This is a genomic window from Diaphorobacter ruginosibacter, from assembly GCF_014395975.1.
In the GTDB taxonomy this organism is placed as follows: Bacteria; Pseudomonadota; Gammaproteobacteria; order Burkholderiales; family Burkholderiaceae_C; genus Diaphorobacter_A; species Diaphorobacter_A ruginosibacter.
Genome location: NZ_CP060714.1, coordinates 4,462,421 through 4,481,923, shown reverse-complemented (window position 1 = coordinate 4,481,923; position 19,503 = coordinate 4,462,421). Strand labels below are relative to the sequence as shown.

21 protein-coding genes are annotated in these 19,503 nt (G+C 66.1%); 13 read left to right on the top strand and 8 right to left on the bottom strand.

All coding sequences use genetic code 11. From position 1 onward, the window contains the following. The first annotated feature begins 1 nt into the window (after position 1). The 3 genes from H9K76_RS20285 (at position 2) to H9K76_RS20275 (ending at position 3,081) form a co-directional block, all read left to right on the top strand. Entirely contained in the window at positions 2-955 is a 954-nt protein-coding gene (locus tag H9K76_RS20285; RefSeq protein WP_187597077.1) for a ParB/RepB/Spo0J family partition protein, read from the top strand. A gap of 162 nt (positions 956-1,117) precedes the next feature. Next, positions 1,118-2,158, top strand: a complete 1,041-nt coding sequence (locus H9K76_RS20280) for a peptidoglycan-binding domain-containing protein (protein WP_187597076.1) — start codon at positions 1,118-1,120, stop codon at positions 2,156-2,158. A gap of 191 nt (positions 2,159-2,349) precedes the next feature. Continuing rightward, on the top strand, positions 2,350-3,081 hold the full coding sequence (locus H9K76_RS20275) for an N-acetyltransferase (protein ID WP_246475171.1): 732 nt from the start codon (positions 2,350-2,352) through the stop codon (positions 3,079-3,081). An 11-nt stretch (positions 3,082-3,092) separates the two neighbouring features. On the opposite strand, the gene H9K76_RS20270 is transcribed toward H9K76_RS20275, so the two are convergent. Continuing rightward, the gene (locus H9K76_RS20270; RefSeq protein ID WP_187597075.1) at positions 3,093-3,722 is read right to left on the bottom strand and encodes a flavin reductase family protein; all 630 of its coding nucleotides are present in this window, start codon (positions 3,720-3,722) and stop codon (positions 3,093-3,095) included. An 89-nt stretch (positions 3,723-3,811) separates the two neighbouring features. Continuing rightward, positions 3,812-4,447 (bottom strand): TetR/AcrR family transcriptional regulator, encoded by a 636-nt coding sequence (locus tag H9K76_RS20265; RefSeq protein ID WP_187597074.1) that lies wholly within the window; start codon positions 4,445-4,447, stop codon positions 3,812-3,814. Positions 4,448-4,601: 154 nt separating this feature from the next. Here H9K76_RS20265 and H9K76_RS20260 point away from each other — a divergent pair, with 154 nt between their 5' ends. The 4 genes from H9K76_RS20260 (at position 4,602) to H9K76_RS20245 (ending at position 6,451) form a co-directional block, all read left to right on the top strand. After that, complete coding sequence (locus tag H9K76_RS20260) at positions 4,602-4,955, top strand: DUF1428 domain-containing protein (protein ID WP_187597073.1); 354 nt, start codon at positions 4,602-4,604, stop codon at positions 4,953-4,955. 82 nt (positions 4,956-5,037) lie between these two features. Then, positions 5,038-5,481 carry a VOC family protein gene (locus H9K76_RS20255; RefSeq protein ID WP_187597072.1) on the top strand — a complete coding sequence of 148 codons (444 nt, stop codon included), beginning with the start codon at positions 5,038-5,040 and terminating at the stop codon, positions 5,479-5,481. 74 nt (positions 5,482-5,555) lie between these two features. Continuing rightward, on the top strand, positions 5,556-5,909 hold the full coding sequence (locus tag H9K76_RS20250) for a GFA family protein (protein ID WP_187597071.1): 354 nt from the start codon (positions 5,556-5,558) through the stop codon (positions 5,907-5,909). 38 nt (positions 5,910-5,947) lie between these two features. Then, a complete protein-coding gene (locus H9K76_RS20245) occupies positions 5,948-6,451 on the top strand; it encodes an SRPBCC family protein (RefSeq protein WP_187597070.1) in 504 nt (167 codons plus the stop codon). A gap of 34 nt (positions 6,452-6,485) precedes the next feature. Here H9K76_RS20245 and H9K76_RS20240 read toward each other — a convergent pair whose 3' ends face one another. Beyond that, complete coding sequence (locus H9K76_RS20240; protein WP_187597069.1) at positions 6,486-7,364, bottom strand: AraC family transcriptional regulator; 879 nt, start codon at positions 7,362-7,364, stop codon at positions 6,486-6,488. Between the two features lie 66 nt (positions 7,365-7,430). On the opposite strand from H9K76_RS20240, the gene H9K76_RS20235 reads away from it, so the two are divergent. After that, a complete protein-coding gene (locus tag H9K76_RS20235) occupies positions 7,431-8,723 on the top strand; it encodes an MFS transporter (protein ID WP_187597068.1) in 1,293 nt (430 codons plus the stop codon). An 86-nt stretch (positions 8,724-8,809) separates the two neighbouring features. Here the strand turns inward: H9K76_RS20235 and H9K76_RS20230 are convergent, their stop codons facing one another. Then, positions 8,810-9,238: a pyrimidine dimer DNA glycosylase/endonuclease V gene (locus H9K76_RS20230; RefSeq protein ID WP_187597067.1), complete on the bottom strand. Its 429-nt coding sequence runs from the start codon at positions 9,236-9,238 to the stop codon at positions 8,810-8,812. Between the two features lie 308 nt (positions 9,239-9,546). Between H9K76_RS20230 and H9K76_RS20225 the strand changes: the two genes are divergently transcribed. Both H9K76_RS20225 and H9K76_RS20220 read left to right on the top strand, forming a co-directional pair. Next, positions 9,547-10,836, top strand: coding sequence for a M20/M25/M40 family metallo-hydrolase (locus H9K76_RS20225; RefSeq protein WP_187597066.1), 1,290 nt, complete (start codon positions 9,547-9,549; stop codon positions 10,834-10,836). Between the two features lie 117 nt (positions 10,837-10,953). Then, positions 10,954-11,958, top strand: a complete 1,005-nt coding sequence (locus H9K76_RS20220) for a Bug family tripartite tricarboxylate transporter substrate binding protein (protein ID WP_187597065.1) — start codon at positions 10,954-10,956, stop codon at positions 11,956-11,958. On the opposite strand, the gene H9K76_RS20215 is transcribed toward H9K76_RS20220, so the two are convergent. The 3 genes from H9K76_RS20215 to H9K76_RS23520 all read right to left on the bottom strand — a co-directional run bounded on the left by H9K76_RS20215 (position 11,930) and on the right by H9K76_RS23520 (position 15,364). After that, complete coding sequence (locus H9K76_RS20215; RefSeq protein ID WP_187597064.1) at positions 11,930-13,237, bottom strand: SGNH/GDSL hydrolase family protein; 1,308 nt, start codon at positions 13,235-13,237, stop codon at positions 11,930-11,932. The two genes, H9K76_RS20220 and H9K76_RS20215, sit on opposite strands and share 29 nt — an antisense overlap. Positions 13,238-13,401: 164 nt before the next feature. Continuing rightward, positions 13,402-14,826 carry an FAD-binding oxidoreductase gene (locus tag H9K76_RS20210; RefSeq protein WP_187597063.1) on the bottom strand — a complete coding sequence of 475 codons (1,425 nt, stop codon included), beginning with the start codon at positions 14,824-14,826 and terminating at the stop codon, positions 13,402-13,404. Between the two features lie 253 nt (positions 14,827-15,079). After that, entirely contained in the window at positions 15,080-15,364 is a 285-nt protein-coding gene (locus H9K76_RS23520) for a hypothetical protein (protein ID WP_246475170.1), read from the bottom strand. Between the two features lie 158 nt (positions 15,365-15,522). Between H9K76_RS23520 and H9K76_RS20200 the strand changes: the two genes are divergently transcribed. Together H9K76_RS20200 and H9K76_RS20195 are read left to right on the top strand one after the other, a co-directional pair. Continuing rightward, a complete protein-coding gene (locus H9K76_RS20200) occupies positions 15,523-16,092 on the top strand; it encodes a cob(I)yrinic acid a,c-diamide adenosyltransferase (protein WP_187597062.1) in 570 nt (189 codons plus the stop codon). 17 nt (positions 16,093-16,109) lie between these two features. Continuing rightward, entirely contained in the window at positions 16,110-17,012 is a 903-nt protein-coding gene (locus tag H9K76_RS20195) for a LysR substrate-binding domain-containing protein (protein ID WP_187597061.1), read from the top strand. Between the two features lie 62 nt (positions 17,013-17,074). Here the strand turns inward: H9K76_RS20195 and H9K76_RS20190 are convergent, their stop codons facing one another. Then, on the bottom strand, positions 17,075-18,328 hold the full coding sequence (locus H9K76_RS20190; protein ID WP_187597060.1) for a D-amino acid dehydrogenase: 1,254 nt from the start codon (positions 18,326-18,328) through the stop codon (positions 17,075-17,077). Between the two features lie 287 nt (positions 18,329-18,615). Between H9K76_RS20190 and H9K76_RS20185 the strand changes: the two genes are divergently transcribed. After that, positions 18,616-19,497 carry an amino acid ABC transporter substrate-binding protein gene (locus H9K76_RS20185; RefSeq protein WP_187597059.1) on the top strand — a complete coding sequence of 294 codons (882 nt, stop codon included), beginning with the start codon at positions 18,616-18,618 and terminating at the stop codon, positions 19,495-19,497. The last annotated feature ends 6 nt before the right edge of the window (positions 19,498-19,503 follow it).

Genomic DNA, 19,503 nt, shown 5'->3' with positions numbered 1-19,503 from the left:
TATGGTCACGAAGAAACCCAAGGGCCTGGGCCGAGGTCTCGAAGCGCTGCTGGGCCCCAAGGTGGCCGACACCAAGGCCTCCCCGGCGACGTCCCGGGCCGCCAATGCCAAGAGCGGCCCCGTGGAGGGGCAGGGCGTGGGCAAGCTGGCCCTGACCGAGATGGTGCCCGGCATGTACCAGCCGCGCACGCGCATGGACGAGGGTGCGCTCTACGAGCTGGCCGAGAGCATCAAGCAGCAGGGCATCATGCAGCCGATCCTGGTGCGCAGGCTCGCGGACGGCCCGAACGCCGGCAAGTACGAGATCATCGCGGGCGAGCGGCGCTTCCGCGCATCGCGCCTGGCCGGCCTGAGCGAAGTGCCGGTGCTGGTGCGCGAAGTGCCCAACGAGGCCGCGGCCGCGATGGCGCTGATCGAGAACATCCAGCGCGAGGACCTGAACCCGCTGGAGGAGGCGCAGGGCCTGCAGCGGCTGGTACGCGAGTTCGGCCTCACGCACGAGCAGGCGGCGCAGGCCGTCGGACGTTCGCGCAGCGCCGCAAGCAATCTGCTGCGGCTGCTGAACCTGGCCGATCCCGTGCAGACCATGCTGATGGCGGGCGACATCGACATGGGCCACGCGCGCGCGCTGCTGTCGCTCGATCGCGCGGCGCAGATCACGGCCGGCAACCAGATCGCGGCCAAGAAGCTGTCGGTGCGCGAGGCCGAGGCGCTGGTCAAGAAGCTGGGTGCCGAATTCAGCCTGCAGACGCAGAAGCCCAAGAAAGAGAAGTCGCGCGACATGAAGCGGGTGGAGGAAGAGCTCTCCGACCTGCTCACCGCCGAGGTCGAGGTGCGCGTGAAGAAGCGCGTGAAACGCAATGGCCGCACCGAGGAGATGGGGGAGCTGGCGATCCAGTTTGGCTCGCTGGAGTCGCTCAACGGGCTGATCGATCGGCTTAGAGGCAATCAGTAATAAAACTCAATACGGAAAAACTACCAAAAAAGAAACAACTTGCAACCATTTGCCGGAAGTTTGAGGCTGACGCTATTATTCGCCGTCGTTTTGAGCAGGAACAGCACGTCAGTGTGTTGAAACCGCCGGCCAAACAGGTTGTGTATCGAGAGGAATTCCTAGATGTCCAAGAGAGTTTTGACGCTGCTTGCCGCAGCATGTGCTGCTGTTGCCCTGACGGGTTGCGAAACCACCAACATGAAGATGGGCAGCGCCGAATCGAAGACCGTGGCGACGGGTGCCGCCGGTGGTGCCAACACCGCGAACGAGAGCACGCAGCTCGAGCGCTGCCCGCAGTCGCTGGGCACGCTGTCGCTGGTGGAGAACCAGGATGCGGGCTGGTACACGATCCTGCGCAACGAATACAAGCTGCCTCCAACGGCCAACCTGCTGCGCCTGCTGGTGCAGCAATCCAACTGCTTCATCATTGTCGAGCGCAGCGCCGCAGGCATGCGCGCCATGGACCGTGAGCGCCAGCTGATGGGCTCCGGCGAAATGCGCGGCGGCAGCAACTTCGGCAAGGGCCAGATGGTGGCGTCCGACTACGCCCTCTCGCCTGAAATCATCTTCTCCAACAGCGATGCCGGCGGTATCGGTGGTGCCCTGGGCGGCCTGATCGGCGGCGGACGCGGTGCGGCCATTGCCGCCATCGGCGGCAGCATGAAGACCCGCGAGGCCAGCGCCATGCTGACGCTGGTGGACAACCGCTCAGGCGTGCAGGTGGCGGCTTCCGAGGGCAGCGCTTCCAAGAGCGATTTTGCGGGCTTCGGCGGCCTGTTCGGCGGCGTGGCGGGCGGCGGCCTGGGTGGTTATCAGAACACGGCCCAAGGCAAGGTGATCACGGCGGCCTTCATGGACGCCTACAACCAGATGGTCGTGGCGCTGCGCAACTACAAGGCGCAGACCGTGCAGGGCCAGGGCCTGGGCGGCGGTGGCCGGCTGGGCGTGGACGGCGGTGCCGCTCCTTCGCAGACACGTGCCGGCGCGGCCATGTCCACGCGTGAAGCACAGCAGCGCCTGATGGACCTGGGCTACAACATCGGCTCTGCCGACGGCTCCATGGGTCCGAAGACGATGAACGCCATCCGTGCCTTCCAGAAGGACCAGGGCCTGAAGGCCACGGGCCGACTGGACTCGCAGACGCTGGACGCGCTCTCGCGCTGAAACGGCGATCGACCCACCGTCCAGGTGGAGTGATCCCAAGAAGCGGCCCCTGTGGCCGCTTTTGCATTTGTGGATGCACTTCCCTGTTGCTGCAGGCCCGCTACCCATGTCGCACTGAAGCAGTGCGACATGGGCGACTTCGCCAGCGATCTGGCCTAGGATGCCCGCCGTTGACAACGGAGCGTCTCCTCATGTTTCTTTCCCTGCCGCCTTTCTGGGCGTCGTGGTTGCCTGCGCCCATGGGCCGGGCCGCAGCCCCGATGCCGTTGCCGCGCCCTGCCGAGCTGCGCGTCGATGTGTACACCGGCCCCGACGCCATCGCGCAGGAGCTGCAGTCGCTGCATGACCGCCTCCATACGCCCGGCGACTCGATGCACGGCATCGAGCGGCTCGATTTCCTCGGCGATCCGCGCTTTACCGTCCACTACCGCGAGGCGGACGGCGAGCAATACATCTACGTTGAAGACCTGCACATGCGGCGGCTGGCCGGCTATACGGTGTTCAACCGGCTCGTCGAGCTGAACAGGCGCGCCGATCGTGTGCTGCGCGCGCCCCACACCAAATTCGCCCCCGAATACCAGCGCCAGGGCCTGGCCACGGCCATCTACCGCTGGGCGCTCGGCAACGGCCAGTGCCTGATCTCGGGCGCGCGCCAGTCGCCCGGTGCGCACGCATTATGGAACCGCCTGGCGCAGGGCAACGAGCAGGGCTATGTGCACCTGCAGGACAAGACGGTCACCTACCTCGGCACGCGGGTGGACGACGAGCGTCTTCTGGATCACTTGAACACGCGCCGCATTCTGCTGGGCGAGGGCTGGAGCATCGACGGGCTGGCTGCCACCGTGCGGATGCACATGCCGCTTTCCACCGCATGGGCCGGACACCCGCGGGAGGGTGTCGGGGGGCAGGGCGCAGCCGCATAAGCGGGGCCGGTTCAGCGCGGGCGGAACATGCGAAAGCGCTGCGCCTCGCCGATGCTGAAATAGTCCGCGGGACCGCCGCCGCGCAGGATGGGCTGGCCCGCGGCGGTGTCATAGATGCCGTCCTTGAGCAGGCTGCGCTCGATGTGCACGGCCACCACTTCGCCAAGCACCAGCCAGCTCGGTATGTCCGCGCCGTCGGCCCCCCGCAGCTGCACGATCTGCGTGCACCGGCATTCCATGGTGACGGGGCTTTCGGCCACGCGCGGCGGCGTCACGACCTGGGATGCGAGCGGCGTGAGCCCGGCGAGGTCGAACTCGTCCACGTCGAACGGAACGGCCGCGCAGCTCTGGTTCATGGCTTCGGCAAGTGGCCGGGTCGCCAGGTTCCAGACGAATTCGCCGGTCTCCTCGATGTTGCGCAGCGTGTCCTTGCGGCCGAGGCTGGAGAAGCCGACGATCGGGGGGGTGTAGTTGAACGCATTGAAGAAGCTGTAGGGCGCGAGATTGAGCACGCCCGAGGCGCTTCGGGTGGACATCCAGCCGATCGGGCGCGGGCCGATGATGGCGTTGAACGGGTCATGCGGCAGGCCGTGGCCCTCGCGCGGAAGATAGGTATGGAAGCGTTCGGATTCGGTGTTCATGGCGGGACGGATCGACCGTTGGGTGAAGGGACACATGCTCTGCGGCAGAGGGCGTTCCTGCGATCGTAGCCGTTCGCCTCTACGCCCGTTCAGAGCCCCTTCTCGACCATCTGCAGCAGCCGGTCCGTGAGCTGCGTGCGCTGCGCCGCCGGGCTGTGGCGCAGGGGGCCGTCGATCATCAGCGTGGCCATGCCGTGCACCGTGGACCAGGCCAGGTATTCCGCCATCGGCCTGCGCTCGGCAGGCAGGACGCCCGCCTGCACCATGGCGTCGAGCGACTCGCACAGCAGCTGGAACGGATCCGCCGCGACAGGCGCACCGCCTTCCGGCAGAGCCGCATCGTCGTTCCTGGCAAATGCAGTGCGGAACCACCCCGTCTCCGCCTGTGCAAAGGCGATGTAGGCCCGCCCCACGGCGGCCAGCATGGCGTGCGCACGCGCGGCAGGGTCCGCCATGCTGCGCGCCGACGCCAGCTCCGTCTCGATCGACAGTGCCATGTGGGCGAGCACCTGCGCACGCACCGCCTCGAACAGAGCCTCCCGGTTCGCGAAATGCCGGTAGGCGGCATTCGGCGCCACGCCCGCGCGCCGCGTGGCCTCGCGCAGCACCACGGCCTGCGGCCCGCCCTCACGCGCAAGCCTGATGCCTGCATCGATCAGCGACTGGCGCAGGTCTCCATGGTGGTACGTGCGCCGGGCGCTGGGGTCGGAAGGATCGGCTGACATGGGCATTCAAAGGTGGACAGGGGAAGTCATCACAAAACCTTACCAAACAGGAAAATTAAATGTGGACAGTGTTCATTTTAATCGGCAAAATAAGTGAACGTTGTCCACATTCATGGATGGCGTGATGGTTTTTCACCTTCAAGGAGACAGATTCATGAAGCTACAGAACTACGTCGACGGGTTCCTCTGCCCCGTCAAGACCCAGGACAAGGAGCGTTACCTGGCCGTGGCCACGGCAGCCGCGCAGCTGTTTCGCAGGCACGGGGCGATCTCGGTCGTGGAATGCTGGGGTGACGACGTGCCCGAGGGCCAGCTCACCTCCATGCCCATGGCCGTCAAGCGCGAGAGCGACGAGGTGGTCGTGTTCTCCTGGGTCGTGTGGCCTGACAAGGCCGTGCGTGACCGAGGCATGAAGGCCGTGATGGACGATCCGGAGATGCCCAAGGACATGCCGTTCGACGGCAAGCGCTTGATCTACGGTGGCTTTCAGACCATTCTGGTGGCCTGACGCCGGGTCACAGGACATTCATTTCGTCCCCGCATCATTTCCAGCTCCATTTTCCACTTCACTTTTCATTCAGGAGACTCGCATGCAATTCATTCCCTACCTCAACTTCAACGGCAACTGCGCGGAAGCCATGGCTTTCTACGCCAAGGTGCTCGGCGGCACGCAGGGGCCCGTCATGCGCTTCGGCGACATGCCGCCCATGCCCGACATGCCACCGGTGCCCGAGAGTGCGAAGAACGGCGTAATGCACACCTACGTGAAGTTCGGCGACCAGGAGCTCATGGGCTCGGACGTGATGCCCGAAGCCTGCGCAGGTGCCGGCTACCACGCGCCGCAGGGCATGTACATCTCGATCCGCGTGGACACGGTGGAGGAAGGCCGCCGCATCTTCGATGCCTTCGCGCAGGGCGGCCAGGTGGCCATGCCCTTCGCCAAGACCTTCTGGTCGCCCGGCTTCGGCATGACGACCGACCGCTTCGGCACGCCCTGGATGATCAACGTGTTCGACGAGCAGGTGGCGCGCTGACGCACCGCGCTTCGGAAGACATGTAAAACCAACCTGCAAGGCCCCGTTCAGCGGGCTCAAGGAGATATCAGGACATGCGATACCAGGCCAGCTGCCACTGCGGCAGGAACGTGTTCGAATTCGACGGCGAGCTCAAGGAGGCCCTTGCCTGCAACTGCTCCATGTGCCAGCGGCGAGGCTCGCTGCTGGCCTTCGTGCCGCGCACCGCGTTGCACCTGAAGACGCCCGAGGAGGCGAGCAAGGTCTACACTTTCCACAAGCACGCGATCAGGCACCATTTCTGTCCCGAATGCGGCATTCACCTGTATGGCGAGGCCCGGCATCCGAAGACGGGCGAGGCCATGGCGGCAGTCAACATTCGCTGCGTGGAAGGCCTGGACCTGCATACCGTGCCCGTGCGCGAATTCGACGGCCGTTCCCTGCCATGAACGGCGCCCGCCCCAGAGACACCCAAGGAACCGCAGCCATGTCCGACTCCACAACCACCATCTCCTCCTCCACTCCGGCCGCTGCCGTGCACAGCAACGACCTGGTGCTCACGCGGTTGCTCGATGCGCCGGCCGACAAGCTCTATCGCTGCTGGACAGAACCGGCCCTGCTGGTGAAATGGTTCGTCCCGGCGCCCTGGAGCGTGGCGCGCGCCGAGGTCGACGTGCGCCCCGGCGGCCGCTGCCTGATCGTCATGCAGAGCCCCGAAGGGCAGGAGATTCCCAACGACGGCGTGTACCTCGAGGCGGTGCCCGGCCGCCGACTGGTGTTCACCGACGCCTACCGCGCGGGCTGGGTGCCGTCGGACAAGCCCTTCATGACCGCCATCGTCACCTTCGAGCCGGAGGGCCAGGGAACGCGTTACACCGCGATTGCCCGCCACTGGAACGAGCAGGACCGCAAGACGCACGAGGACATGGGTTTCCACACGGGCTGGGGCATCTGCGCCGAGCAGCTCGAGCGGCTGGCCCGGAGGCTGTGAGCGCGTGAAAGCGCACTGCGCCTTCCGCAGGCCATCACAGTGAGCCGAAGAACCGCGCGGGCGACTGTCCCACCGATTTGCGCACCATCGCACTGAAAGCGCTGGGGCTGTAGCCCAGCTCCTGCGCGATCTGTCCCATGGGCATGCGCGACGCGGCCATCGACAGGGCCTTGGCCAGCACCACCTGCTGGCGCCATTGCGTGAATGTGCTGCCCAGTTCGGTGCGAAAGAGCCGGGCCACGGTGCGCGGGCTGGCACCGGTGTTGCGCGCCCATTCCTCCAGCGTCTCGTGCAGCGTGGGATCGGCAATCACCGCCTCGCAGAGCGAGCGCAGCCGCTTGTCGTGCGGCAGGTCGACGCCGAGCCGGACGGGGTTCGCGCGCCGCAGCTCATCGAGGATCAGCGCGCTCAGGTGCTTCTCGCGCCGCAATGCGTCCGCAGAGGGCGTGGGTTCATCGTCCGATTCCGTGGGCATCTCGCGCGCCAGCGCGCGCAGCAGGTCGGAGGCCTCGAGCACGCGGCACTGGCGCCACGGTTCTTCCTCGTGCCGCGCCACACCGGGGCCGCAGCGATCGGGCGGCTGGTACAGGTAGAGCGTGCGGAGATCCGCGTCCTCCACCATCGTCACCGCATGCTCGACACCGGGAGGCACCCACACCGCGCGCGATGGCGGCACCATGTAGGTGCCCTTGGGCACGTCAAGGCGCAGCACGCCGTAGGCCGAGATCGCCACCTGCGCCCAGGCATGGGCGTGCGGCATGATCTGGGTGTCCGCGCTGAGCTTGCGATAGCGCACCCGCACGGGCCGCTCGCGCGTGGGCACGTAGGGCGGCGGAGCAACGGATTCCAGATACGACAGCCGCCGCACCGAGCGGCGCGCGCCGATGGAGGTATTGGCGGGTCTGCTTGGCATGTTTGCAATAGAGATTGGCAGACTATCGTATCCCGGACGAGGGCGGTTGGCCCTAATATCGTCCTCATGACCACGACAACATCCACACCTTCGTCCGCGCCGTCCCCGGACGGGCAGGGCAGCCTTCGGCAGGACGCGCGCACCATCGGCCTGATCGGGCTTGCGCACGGCTCCTCGCACTTCTTCCACATGCTGCTGCCGCCGCTGTTCCCGTTCCTGATCGCGGAGTTCGACTTCAGCTACTCGCAACTCGGCCTGCTGGTGTCGGTGTTCTTCGTGGTCTCGGGCGTGGGGCAGATGCTCTCGGGCTTCGTTGTCGATCGCGTGGGGGCCCGTCCCGTGCTGTTCTATGCCCTGTCGTGCTTCATCGCCGCGGGGCTGGTCGCGGGCACGGCGAGCGGCTATCCCTCGCTGATCCTCGCCTCGCTGCTGGCGGGCATGGGCAATGCGCCGTTCCATCCCGTTGATTTCACCATCCTGAACAAGCGGGTCTCGCCCAAGCGCCTGGGCCACGGTTTCTCGGTGCACGGCATCTCGGGCAACCTCGGCTGGGCGACGGCCCCGGTATTCATGGCCGGCATCGCCACGGCATCGGGCTCCTGGCGCACGGCCTGCCTGAGCGGCGCAGCCCTCGCGTTCGTCATCCTCACCATCATGGTGCTGAACCGGGACGCCCTCGACGACCGCCAGGGCTCGTGGTCCGGCAACCAGGCCGCGAGCAAGGGCGGTGTGGGAGTGGTGGCCCAGCCGGAGCACCCCATGGCCTTCCTCAAGCTGCCGTCGGTGTGGCTGTGTTTTTCGTTCTTCTTCTTCAGCACCTGCTCGCTCAGCGCCATCCAGAGCTTCGCCAGCCCGGCGCTGCACAACCTGTACGGCACACCCCTGTCGATGACGGCGCTGGTCGTGACCGGCTACATGCTGTGCGGCGCCGTCGGCATGGTGATCGGCGGCTTCCTCGTTGCGCGCGTGCAGCGACTCGAGAAGATCATCTCGCTGTGCCTGCTGGCCGCCGCGGCGCTGCTGGCCCTGGTCGGTCTCGGCATCCTGCCGGGCATGGGCGCGCTCGTGATCACCGCGCTGGCGGGCCTGGGCATCGGCATCGCCGGCCCTTCGCGCGACATGCTGATCAAGCGCGCCGCGCCACCCGGTGCCACGGGCCGCGTCTATGGCACGGTCTATTCGGGGCTGGACCTGGGCTTCAGCCTGGCCGCCCCGGTGTTCGGCGCGATGCTGGACCGGCACATGAACGCCGGCATCTTCTTCGGATCGGCCGCGGCGCTGGCGCTGTCGGTGGTGTCTGCCGGATTCGTGGGCGCGGGTGTGGCGGCGCGCTCGGCCCCCAAGGCCGCCACCGCGTGATGCGCACCGACTGATGCGTGTTTGACCCGCACGTGACGATCACGGCCCGGGCCCTGCAACTGCCGCTGCGGGGCCTTTTTGTTGGCTCAGGGGCGTTCCCAGGTGGCGACAGGACCCTCCTGCGCCATGAACATCGAATGCAGCTCGGGCTGCTGGAGCCGGGCGTTGCGTTCGAAATCCGCCGGGCTGCGCGTGCTCAGCTTGTTCTGCAGATGGGCCCATTCATAGGCGATCTGCCCCGTGGCCACGGTGATGCGTGCGTCCTCGTCGGCCGCATGGATCTTGCTGCCGTCGAAGCGATAGCCGCGCAGCGTGGCTTCGGCGTGCACGTCGTGCAGATAGCGTGCCAGCGCAGCGGCGGGATCCTCCAGGTCCTTGAAACGATCAAGCTGTGGATGGTTGCGGTATCCACGCGTTTCACCGCGCAACACGGCCTGTGCGAGCAACGCTTCGCGCCAGAGTGCCACAAGGCCCTTGGTGTCGAGATATCGGGGATGGAGGGACCAGAGGCGCACGGTGATAGAGCGGAAAGTTGAAAGCCGGAAGCCATGGGCCGCGCAGTCTGATGCAGGCGCCGCCCCATCGGTCCATGCTTTGGATAGTGGGTGAAAACCAGGGCAAAGCATAGCGGCTGGCATGGCCCTTGCACGTAGGCCTTCATGCCAAAATCCGTCGCGACGACGGCGTTGGAAAACGTCGCGACACGTGAGGGACACCCTCCAGCGCTCCAGTCATCGCCCGCACCGCCAACCGCCGGTGCGGCGGGAGTCCTGCAGCGTTCCCATCGGCCCACGAGGCCTCGATCCACCCCAAGGAGATACCAATGAACCCTTCCCATCGCTCCATCACGCGCCATGGCCTGACCGCGCTTGCGCTCGCCGCCCTCGCCACCTTCGCGAGCGCCGCACCCGTGGCCGACATCCAGGAGCTCGCACAGAAGCAGCAGCAACCCTACCTCGACACACTCAAGGACCTGGTGCACATCGAGTCCGGCAGCAAGGACATCGAAGGCACGAAGCAGATCGCCGAATACGTCGCGGGCAAGCTGCGCGCGCTCGGAGGCAAGGTGGAAGTCCTGCAGGCCAGCGACGTCTACCGTCTCGATGACACGCCCGAGCACATCGGCCCCATGGTGCATGCGGAGTTCAAGGGCAAGGGCACCAGCCGCATCATGATGATCGCGCACATGGATACGGTGTACCTGAAGGGCATGCTCAAGGACCAGCCGTTCCGCATCGACGGCGACAAGGCCTATGGCCTCGGCATCTCGGACGACAAGCAGGGCGTGGCGCTGATCATCCACGCGGTCGACCTGCTCAAGAAGATGGGCTACGAGGACTACGGCACGCTCACCGTGCTGATGAACAGCGACGAGGAAATCAGCTCGCCCGCCGCGCGCAGCACCATCACGCGCCTGGGCGCCGAGCAGGATGCCGTGTTCTCGTTCGAGGGCGGTGGCACCGACGGCAGCCTGCGCCTGGCCACCAGCGGCATCGGTGCGGCCTACCTGAAGGTGACGGGCAAGGCATCGCATGCGGGCGCGAAGCCGGAAGACGGCGTGAATGCGCTGTACGAGCTGTCGCACCAGCTGCTGCAGATGAAGGACCTGTCCTCCAAGCCCGAGGGCGGCCTGAAGCTCAACTGGACCGTCTCCAAGTCCGGCACCAACCGCAACGTGATTCCCGCGGAAGCCACGGCCCAGGCCGATGCGCGCGCGCTCAAGGTGGCCGACTTCACCGCGCTCGAGCAGACGATGAACGAGAAGGTCAAGAACAAGCTGCTGCCGGATGCCAAGGTCGACCTCAAGTTCGAGGTGCGCCGCCCTCCGCTCGAGGCCAACGACGCGGGCCGCGCATTCGCCAAGCATGCACAGGGCATCTATGAAAAGGAACTGCAGCTGCCCATGAAGGTCATGGACAAGGCCACGGGCGGTGGCACCGACGCCGCCTTCGCCGCGCTCAAGGCCAAGGGGGGCGTGATCGAAGGCTTCGGCCTGTCGGGCTACGGCGCGCATTCGAACAACGCCGAGTACGTGCATATCAATACCATCGTGCCGCGCCTGTACCTGACGGCACGGATGATTCAGGATATCTCCGCAGGCAAGGCCAGGTAAGTCCGGGCATCCGGCTCGCGCAGGGAAAAACCCGAAACGGCATTCGCTTTGTCTCCCCTATAGTGCTTGTGCACTGCCATAGCAATGGCAAGTAACACAAAGGCAAGGAGACAAGCAATGCATTCGAGTTCTCGGGGGCTGGGTCGCCGCCGCATCGCCGCGGTCATCGCGGGAAGCGGCCTGTTGACGGCGTTGGGCTTTGGCGTTCCGGCCCAGGCCGCGCCGGACTATCCGAACAAGCCGGTGCGCATCATCGTGGGGTTCTCCGCGGGCGGCACGACCGACGTGGTCGCGCGCATTCTGGCCAAGGAGCTGACGCAGGCGCTCGGTCAGTCCTTCATTGTGGAAAACAAGCCCGGAGGCGGCAGCAACATTGCCACCGATCAGGTGATGGCGGCACCCGCCGACGGATACACGCTGCTGTGCGTGGCCGTGACCAGCGCGATCAACCAGACGCTGTATCCGAACGCCAAGTTCGATCTGAACCGTGATTTCGATGCGGTGGTGTTGGGCGCGAAGGTGCCCAACATCCTCGTGGTCAACAACAGCGTGCCCGCGAAGAACGTGAAGGAGCTCATCGAGTGGGCGCGCGCCAACAATGACAAGGCGGCCTATGCGTCCTCGGGCAGCGGCACCTCGATCCACATGGCGGGCGAGATGTTCAAGGTGCGCACGGGGCTGAAGACGCAGCACGTGCCCTACAAGGGCAGCGCACCCGCGCTCACGGACCTCATCGGCGGACAGGTGCAGTTCATGTTCGACAACATGCCTTCCGCCTGGCCCCAGGTGCAGGGCGGCAAGCTGCGCGCGCTGGCGGTGACGACGAAGACGCGCTCGCCTTCCGCTCCCGATATACCGACGATGGAGGAGAGCGGCGTCGCGCCGTTCGACGTGAGCTCCTGGTTCGGCCTGATCGCGCCCAAGGGCACGCCCAAGGACGTGATCGAGAAGATCAACAAGGTGGTGAATGCCGCATTCGACAAGCCCGAGGTGAAGGAGGCCTACCTCAAGCTCGGCGCCGTGGCGGAGCACAACACGCCCCAGCAATACACCGACTTCATCCGCAAGGAAGTGGCCGACTGGGCGCCGGTGGTCAAGGCGTCGGGCGCGAAGGTGGATTGAGCCAGGCCTGGCTGTTCTGCAGCAGCACTCCGAGATCCAGGGCCTCGGCCATCGCGAGCGACCCTGCATCGCCAGGATGCAGATGGTCGCCACTGTCCAGCGCCGCAAGCATGCGCGCGGGATGCAGCGGATCGCGCAGCACGGCATCGAAATCCACGACGGCGTCGAACAGATGGCCATGGCGGATCCAGTCGTTGAGCTGGCCGCGCAGCGCTTCCTTTTCCGGCTGAAAATAGTCGTCCAGCGGCGTGCCCTGCATCGCCCCCTCAAACGGTGTGAGCGTGGCACCGATCACGCGCACGCCGTGGCCGTGCAATTGCGTGACCAGCTGCCGGTAGCCTGCCTTCAATGCGTCAAGAGACGGTGGCGCTTGATGTCGTGCCAACGCCGTGCCTGGCCAGCCGATGTCGTTGATGCCGATCGCAACGACGACGGCTTCCACGCCCGGTTGCATCAGAACGTCGCGCTGCAGCCGCGCCAGCGCATTCACTCCCATGCAGTCGGAGAGCAAGCGCGCGCCGGAGATGCCGGCATTGACGACCGCGACTCCCTGCGGTGCGAGGCGCTCTGCGAGGAAGTCGGGCCAGCGCGTATCCTGGTCGAGGCTCGCGGTCGCGCCGTCGGTGATCGAGTCACCGAGTGCAACGACGGTGCGCGCGCTGCTTCCGCGCTCGACATGGATGCCGGTGAGCAGTGGCCGCGCCGTGGTGCTCATCGACGGTGCGGCCGTATCGAGTGTGCCGCGGGCGGTCTGGTCGCCGGGCACGATCCAGGTGGTCTGTCGCCCGTCCCAGTGGAAGGTCTCCACGGGCGTGGGATGGGGCAGGTAGAGGCTTACCGTGAGCTGCGACAGCGAATCGACGGGCAGCTCCACCGGGTCGCTGACCAGCATGGCTCCGGCCAGCACCGAGGCCTGCACTTCACCGCCGAAGGTGACGCAGTGCATCTCCGGAGAGGTGTCTTCCGCGTGGCCGCCAAGGCGCTCAGTGCGCGCGATGCTTGCGCGGCCGATGTGCAGGGGGGCCGTGCCATGCGCGTTGGAGAGCACGATGCGCACGCGTTCGCCGCCAAGGCTCAAGCGGGCGACCTGGCGCACGGTCTGCTCGCGCAGCATGGAAGGCAGATTGGTGGGAAAGTAGAAGTCACTGCCCCAGACCGGCTGCGGACTGGCGCTCCAGCTGGCGACCCAGTGGTGGTTGCCGGCCGCGCGCGAGGGCGAAATGGGCCTGTCGTATGCCGGTTGGCGGTGGTTGTCTTCCTGGTGGGGAAAGTGCTTCATGAGGGTTCATCCCGTTCGTTCCATATGCGGGATGTGATGATGGGCGCGCGGACGACTTGAGACTAGAGGTCAAGACGGAACAGAACTTGTGCTTCAGCAGCACAAGTTGAAAGGCAAAAAAGCCCCGCCCCCAGGCGAGGGGCGGGGCGCTTGGGCACGACCGGTCACTGCGCGAAGATCTTGCCCGGGTTGAGGATGTTCTTGGGGTCCAGCGCCTGCTTGATGGTGCGCATCATGTCCACCGCGCCCGCGCCCGTCTCCTCGAGCAGGAAGCCCATCTTGTGCACACCGATGCCATGCTCGCCCGTGCAGGTGCCGCCGAGCTGAATGGTGCGTTCCACGAGCTTGTGGTTCAGCGCCTCGGCCTTCACGCGTTCCTCGGGGATGTTGGGGTCGATGAGATAGCCGAAGTGGAAATTGCCATCGCCCACGTGGCCGACCAGGAAGTAGGGGATGCCGCTGTCGTCGGCTTCCTTCACCGAGTCGAGCAGGGCGTCGGCCAGCCGGCTGATCGGCACGCAGGTGTCGGTGCTGATCGCGCGGCAGCCGGGGCGGGACTGAACGGCCGCGAAATAGGCGTTGTGGCGCGCGGTCCAGAGGCGCGTGCGCTCCTCGGGCGTGGTCGCCCATTCGAAGGATTGGCCGCCCCATTCCTTGGCCAGTTCCTGCACGGTCTCGGCCTGCTCCTGAACGCCTGCGGGCGACCCGTGGAATTCCATCAGCAGCAGCGGCTCCTCGCGCAGAGTGAGCTTGCTGTGTGCGTTGACCATGCGCACCGAGTTGGCGTCGATCAGCTCCACGCGCGCGATCGGCACACCGAGCTGGATGGTCTGGATCACGGTGCGCACGGCGGCCTCGATGCTGGGGAACGAGCAGATCGCCGCGCTCACCGCTTCGGGCAGGGGATAGAGGCGCACGGTCACTTCGGTGAAGATGCCTAGCGTGCCTTCGCTGCCCACGAGCAGGCGCGTGAGGTCGTAGCCTGCCGCGCTCTTCTTGGCGCGCGTGCCGGTGCGGATCACCTCGCCGCTCGCCGTGACCACCTCGAGCGCGAGCACGTTCTCGCGCATGGTGCCGTAGCGCACGGCGTTGGTGCCGCTGGCGCGCGTTGACGACATGCCGCCGATGCTCGCGTCCGCGCCCGGATCGATGGGGAAGAACAGGCCCGTGTCCTTGATCGCTTCGTTGAGCTGCTTGCGCGTGATGCCGGGCTGCACGGTGACGGTGAGGTCGTCCGCATTGACCGAGAGGATGCGGTTCATGCGGCTCACGTCGATGCTGATGCCGCCCTGGATCGCCAGCAGGTGGCCTTCGAGCGACGAGCCCGCGCCATAGGGAATCACCGGGACTTCATATTGCGAGGCGAGCCTGACAGCGTCGGCCACATCCTGCGTGCTTTCCGCGAACACCACGGCCGAAGGCGCGGGCGCCTGCAGCGAGCCTTCGTCGCGTCCGTGCTGTTCGCGCACGGCCTGCGAGGCGGAGTACTGCGCGCCGAATCGCGCCTCCAGCGCCTGCAGGAATTCCTGCGGCACGGGACGCAGCCGTACTTGGGGCAGCAGGTGGGCGGCATCGGTAGGGGCGTTCATGGGTCTCTCCTGGAATAGGGCGTTCTACGATAGGGCGTTCTGCGATGAACTCATTTTAGGGAAAGCAGCAGCCTGTGAGCGGCCCAACGACAAAAGACAAAAAACCCGTTCACGCCCTGGAGTACAGCGTGAACGGGTCTTATCCGGAGTCGCAGGTCAACATCTCTACCTGAAACCTGCGATCCGGAGGGGAAGCAAACCGGTGCGGCAATGCGTCAGTACCGTGAACTCGTGGGGCGCCGGGCCCCCCTGCTCATTGACCGTTCTTGCGGGCGGCGCTGCCGCGGTTCATGCGCCGCTGTTTCTTCATCTCGGCCAGGGTGTCCGCGGGCCGGGCAGTGCTGCCGGTCGAGGTCGAAGTCGATGTCGTTGCTGATGTGGGCGACACGCTGCTCTGTGCTGTGCGTACAGGCTGGGGCTGCGTCTGCATGGTCTGGGCCTGGACTGCTGCCCCGCCGATGGTCAAGGCGGCGAACAGCATGACGCTGCGTGCGTCGAACCATGTGATCGGGGTGCGGCGTTGCGTCGGCTGATGCATGGTCACGGACTCCAAAAGGCTGTTGAACATGGATGCATTGCACCGCATGCGGCACGTTGATTCCAGTACTTTTGCCCGCTGTTGCCGGCCTCCTCATTTGGAGCGGGGATGTAAAGCACAATGGAGAACTTGCGTAGACATTGAGGAGATGACAGCCCATGGGTAACCGATTGACACAGATTGCGACCCGCACGGGTGACGATGGCACCACCGGCCTCGGGGACAACACGCGCGTCTCCAAGAGCAGCGGACGCCCGCAGGCGATGGGCGACGTGGACGAACTCAACTCCCACATCGGCCTGCTGCTGTGCGAGGCCCTGCCGGACGACGTGCGCGAGCTGCTGGTCGATGTGCAGCACCAGCTGTTCAACCTGGGCGGCGAGCTGTCGATCCCGGGCTTCGAGCTGCTCAAGGACGATGGCCTGCTGCAACTCGACAATGCGCTCGCCCACTACAACGCGCAGCTGCCGCGCCTGCAGGAGTTCATCCTGCCCGCAGGAACGCGCGCCGCATCGCAGGCCCACGTATGCCGCACGGTGGCCCGCCGCGCGGAGCGCGCGGTGGTGGCGCTGCAGCAGGCGGAGAACATGCGTCCCGCGCCGCGCCAGTACCTGAATCGCCTGTCCGACCTGCTCTTCGTGCTGGCACGCGTGCTCAACCGCGTCGATGGCGGAGATGACGTGTACTGGAAGAGCGAGCGCATGGCGCGGGCGGATGGCAACGCATGATGCGGCAGCGATAGTCCATGCGCCTGCGGCACATCGAAGTCTTCAACGCGGTCATGCAGACCGGCAGCGTGAGCGCGGCCGCGCGGCTCATCAACGTGACGCAGCCGGCGGTCAGCCGCACGCTGCAGCACGCCGAGCTGCAGCTGGGCTTTGCGCTGTTCCAGCGCGCACGCGGGCGCCTCACGCCGACAAACGAGGCGCTGGCGTTGTTTCCCCACATCGAGAAGCTGTTCGAGCAGCTGGACGAGGTGCAGCGCCTTGCCGCCAACCTGCGGCACGGGCAGGTCAACGACCGCCTGAACGTGCTGACCGTGTTCGCGCTCAGCCATGAGGTGCTGCCGCGCGCGGTGGCGGGATTCCGCCGCAAGTACCCGCAGGTCCAGGTGAATGTGCAGGCGCTGCACACGCCGCAGGTGGTGACGGCGCTGCTGCTGCAGGAGGCCGATGTGGGCTTCGTCATCAGCTCCGTGCGCCAGCCCGCGCTGGAGCATGAATCGCTGGCCGAGGTGGACATGCGCTGCATCCTGCCCAAGGGTCTGTTGCCGCCGTCTCGCATACGTGCCGAGGGCATGGAGCTGGCCGACCTCGCCGACCTGCCCCTGGTGGCGCTCGACGGCAAGGATCCGCTCGGCATCCGCATCCACCAGGCCTGCCGCGAGCATGGCGTGGGGCTGTCGCCGGTGGTCACGGTGCAGACCTACCATGCGGCGTTGTCGATGGCCGAGTACGGACTGGGCGCGGCCATCGTGGACAGCTGCACCGCCCTGGCGGCGAACCTCGACAAGGTGCATGTCGTGCCGCTGCTGCCGCACATCACCGTGGGAATCAATGCACTGCACCTTGCGCAGCGTCCGGGCTCGGTGCTCGCGCGCGCCATGACGCAGGAGATGCGCAAGGCGCTGCGCGACGCGCTGGGGTGATCCACGGCGCGAATACACGTCGGCCACCCGCCGGATACCCGGACGGGAATGGCGAGGCCCGTTCAGGCCCGGCCGATCTGCCTGGCGAGCTCCGCTGCGGAGCCGAATGCGAGCGTCAGCCCCAGTGCCCCATGGCCTGTCTGCAACCACAGATTGCGCGGACCGCCGCGCTGGCGTCCCGTGATCGGCAAGCCGCGGGGCGTGGCGGGGCGCATGCCGGTCCAGGGACGCAGATCGCCCTGCAGCGGCAATTGCGGAAACACCTCGCGTGTGGATTGCGCGAGGCTGGTGATGCGCTCCGGCTCCACGCGGGTGTCGCGGCCCACGATTTCCACCATGCCGGCCACGCGCACGCGATCGCCCAGGCGTGCGAACACCACCTTGCGCGCGGTGTCGGTCACGCTCACGCTGGGCGCGGCCTGTGGTGACGTGGCCAGCGTGTTCGCGGCATCGACGGTGATGCTGTAGCCCTTGAGCGGATAGACCGGGATGCGCACGCCCAGCGCATGGGCCTGGCTGGCGCTTTCCCAGCCGCTGGCCAGCACGAAATGGTCGGCTCGGATCTGGCTGCCCGCCGACGTGCGCAGCGACTGGATGGCGCCACCCTGCACGTCATAGGCCAGCGCCTGCGCCCCATAGTGCAGCTCCGCGCCGCGCGCGGCCAGCAACGCAGACAGCTGTTCGCACAGCATGCGGCAGTCGGCCGCGCTCTCGCTGGGCGTGTAGACGGCGCCGGCGATGCGGCTCGCATAGCCGGCGAGGGCTGGCTCCAGCCGCACGGTCTCGGCCGCATCGACGATGCGCTGCGCCGCGCCGCCCAGGGTGGACTGCAGCCGCACCTGCTGCGCTGCGCCATCGAGCCCCTGCTGCGTGGCATACAGCACCAGCTTGCCGGGAGTGTGGTGCTCGCATGCGAGCCCCTCGCGCTCGAGCGCGGCCTCGAAGGCGATGCGGCTTTGCGCGGCCAGCGACAACAGTTCGCGGGTGCTGTCCTGCGATGTCTGCCGGTTGCAGGCGCCCAGGAACTGCAGGCCCCAGGACCATTGCCGGGGATCGATCTGCGGCTTGAACTTGAGTGGCGAATCCTTCTCGAGCAGCAGCTTGGGCAGCATCTTCCAGATGCCCGGATCGGCCAGGGGCTGCACGTACGAATAGCTCAACTGCGCGCCGTTGCCGCCGCTCGCGCCTGCGGCGGGCCGCTCCGCGCGCTCGATCAGGGTGATGCGGTGCCCTGCCTGCTGAAGGGCGTATGCGGTGGCGAGGCCGGCAATGCCGGCCCCGACGATGCAGACATGCTGGGATGGCTCTGTGTTCATGGCGCTGTGCAATGTAGTTCTGTGGCGCCCATGCGTCACATGGCGTTTTGAACATAGGGTATGCCCTCATGTTATGGGTGGCATGGTTTTCCCTGACATCCCTTGCCCGGAAACGGTGCGCATCGCACTATGGCGAAGCACCGCGTGCACTATCACGGTGGTGGTCTTCCAAATCCATAAATACAAGGCATGGATGCGCTTGAAATTGGCATCCCCCAAGTGACGTATCCCTCTCTAAACTGGCCGTCACTTCCCCATTCACTCCACATGCATAGAAGGGACTTCGCATGACATTTCGTTCCACTCTGCTCTGCGCCGCCATGGGCATGGCCTGCCTTGCCACGGCACACGCAGATACCTTGTCCAAGGTGCGCGACAACGGCTACATCACGCTGGCATATCGCGAGTCCTCGGTGCCCTTCAGCTACCTGGATGCAGGCAAGCGCGTGGGCCTGACGGTGGAGATGTCCGAAGCGATCGCCGACGCGGTGAAGAAGGCCGTCGGCAAGCCGAACCTCGAGGTGAAGTGGCAGGCGGTGACGTCGCAGAACCGCATTCCGCTGTTGACCAACGGCACCATCGACCTGGAGTGCGGATCGACCACCAACAACTCCACGCGCGGCAAGGAAGTGGACTTCGGCATCAACCACTTCTACACCGGCACGCGTCTTCTGGTGAAGAAGAGTTCCGGCATCAAGAACTACACGGATCTCAAGGGCAAGACGGTGGCGGTCACCGCCGGCACCACCAACCTGCAGGTGATGCGCAAGGCCAATGGCGAGAAGAACTGGGACATCAACTTCGTCATGCCCAAGGACCACGCCGACGGCTTCCTGCTGGTGCAGGGCGACCGCGCGGCCGCGTTCGGCATGGACGACGTGCTGCTGTTCGGCCTGATGGCCAATGCCAAGAATCCTGGCGATTTCGAGGTGGTGGGCGATGCGCTGCAGGTCGAGCCCTACGCCTGCATGGTGCGCAAGAACGATCCCGAGTTCAAGAAGCTGGTGGATGGCGTGATCGGCGGCATGATGAAGTCGGGCGCCTTCACCAAGCTCTACGACAAGTGGTTCATGCAGCCGATTCCTCCGGCCAACACGCCGCTGAACATGCCGATGAGCGAGGAGCTCAAGAAGAACATCGTCGAGCTGAGCGACAAGCCCGCCAACTGATCTTGG

Bases quoted from the DNA above. Each gene is read 5' to 3' on its own strand.
- H9K76_RS20260 (WP_187597073.1), top strand. From the start codon at position 4,602: ATGAAGCTACAGAACTACGTCGACGGGTTCCTCTGCCCCGTCAAGACC.
- H9K76_RS20185 (WP_187597059.1), top strand. From the start codon at position 18,616: ATGACATTTCGTTCCACTCTGCTCTGCGCCGCCATGGGCATGGCCTGC.
- H9K76_RS20270 (WP_187597075.1), bottom strand. From the start codon at position 3,722: ATGAACACCGAATCCGAACGCTTCCATACCTATCTTCCGCGCGAGGGC.
- H9K76_RS23520 (WP_246475170.1), bottom strand. From the start codon at position 15,364: ATGCATCAGCCGACGCAACGCCGCACCCCGATCACATGGTTCGACGCA.
- H9K76_RS20200 (WP_187597062.1), top strand. From the start codon at position 15,523: ATGGGTAACCGATTGACACAGATTGCGACCCGCACGGGTGACGATGGC.
- H9K76_RS20235 (WP_187597068.1), top strand. From the start codon at position 7,431: ATGACCACGACAACATCCACACCTTCGTCCGCGCCGTCCCCGGACGGG.
- H9K76_RS20275 (WP_246475171.1), top strand. From the start codon at position 2,350: ATGTTTCTTTCCCTGCCGCCTTTCTGGGCGTCGTGGTTGCCTGCGCCC.
- H9K76_RS20245 (WP_187597070.1), top strand. From the start codon at position 5,948: ATGTCCGACTCCACAACCACCATCTCCTCCTCCACTCCGGCCGCTGCC.
- H9K76_RS20210 (WP_187597063.1), bottom strand. From the start codon at position 14,826: ATGAACGCCCCTACCGATGCCGCCCACCTGCTGCCCCAAGTACGGCTG.
- H9K76_RS20280 (WP_187597076.1), top strand. From the start codon at position 1,118: ATGTCCAAGAGAGTTTTGACGCTGCTTGCCGCAGCATGTGCTGCTGTT.
- H9K76_RS20255 (WP_187597072.1), top strand. From the start codon at position 5,038: ATGCAATTCATTCCCTACCTCAACTTCAACGGCAACTGCGCGGAAGCC.
- H9K76_RS20265 (WP_187597074.1), bottom strand. From the start codon at position 4,447: ATGTCAGCCGATCCTTCCGACCCCAGCGCCCGGCGCACGTACCACCAT.
- H9K76_RS20195 (WP_187597061.1), top strand. From the start codon at position 16,110: ATGCGCCTGCGGCACATCGAAGTCTTCAACGCGGTCATGCAGACCGGC.
- H9K76_RS20220 (WP_187597065.1), top strand. From the start codon at position 10,954: ATGCATTCGAGTTCTCGGGGGCTGGGTCGCCGCCGCATCGCCGCGGTC.
- H9K76_RS20190 (WP_187597060.1), bottom strand. From the start codon at position 18,328: ATGAACACAGAGCCATCCCAGCATGTCTGCATCGTCGGGGCCGGCATT.
- H9K76_RS20215 (WP_187597064.1), bottom strand. From the start codon at position 13,237: ATGAAGCACTTTCCCCACCAGGAAGACAACCACCGCCAACCGGCATAC.
- H9K76_RS20225 (WP_187597066.1), top strand. From the start codon at position 9,547: ATGAACCCTTCCCATCGCTCCATCACGCGCCATGGCCTGACCGCGCTT.
- H9K76_RS20240 (WP_187597069.1), bottom strand. From the start codon at position 7,364: ATGCCAAGCAGACCCGCCAATACCTCCATCGGCGCGCGCCGCTCGGTG.
- H9K76_RS20250 (WP_187597071.1), top strand. From the start codon at position 5,556: ATGCGATACCAGGCCAGCTGCCACTGCGGCAGGAACGTGTTCGAATTC.
- H9K76_RS20285 (WP_187597077.1), top strand. From the start codon at position 2: ATGGTCACGAAGAAACCCAAGGGCCTGGGCCGAGGTCTCGAAGCGCTG.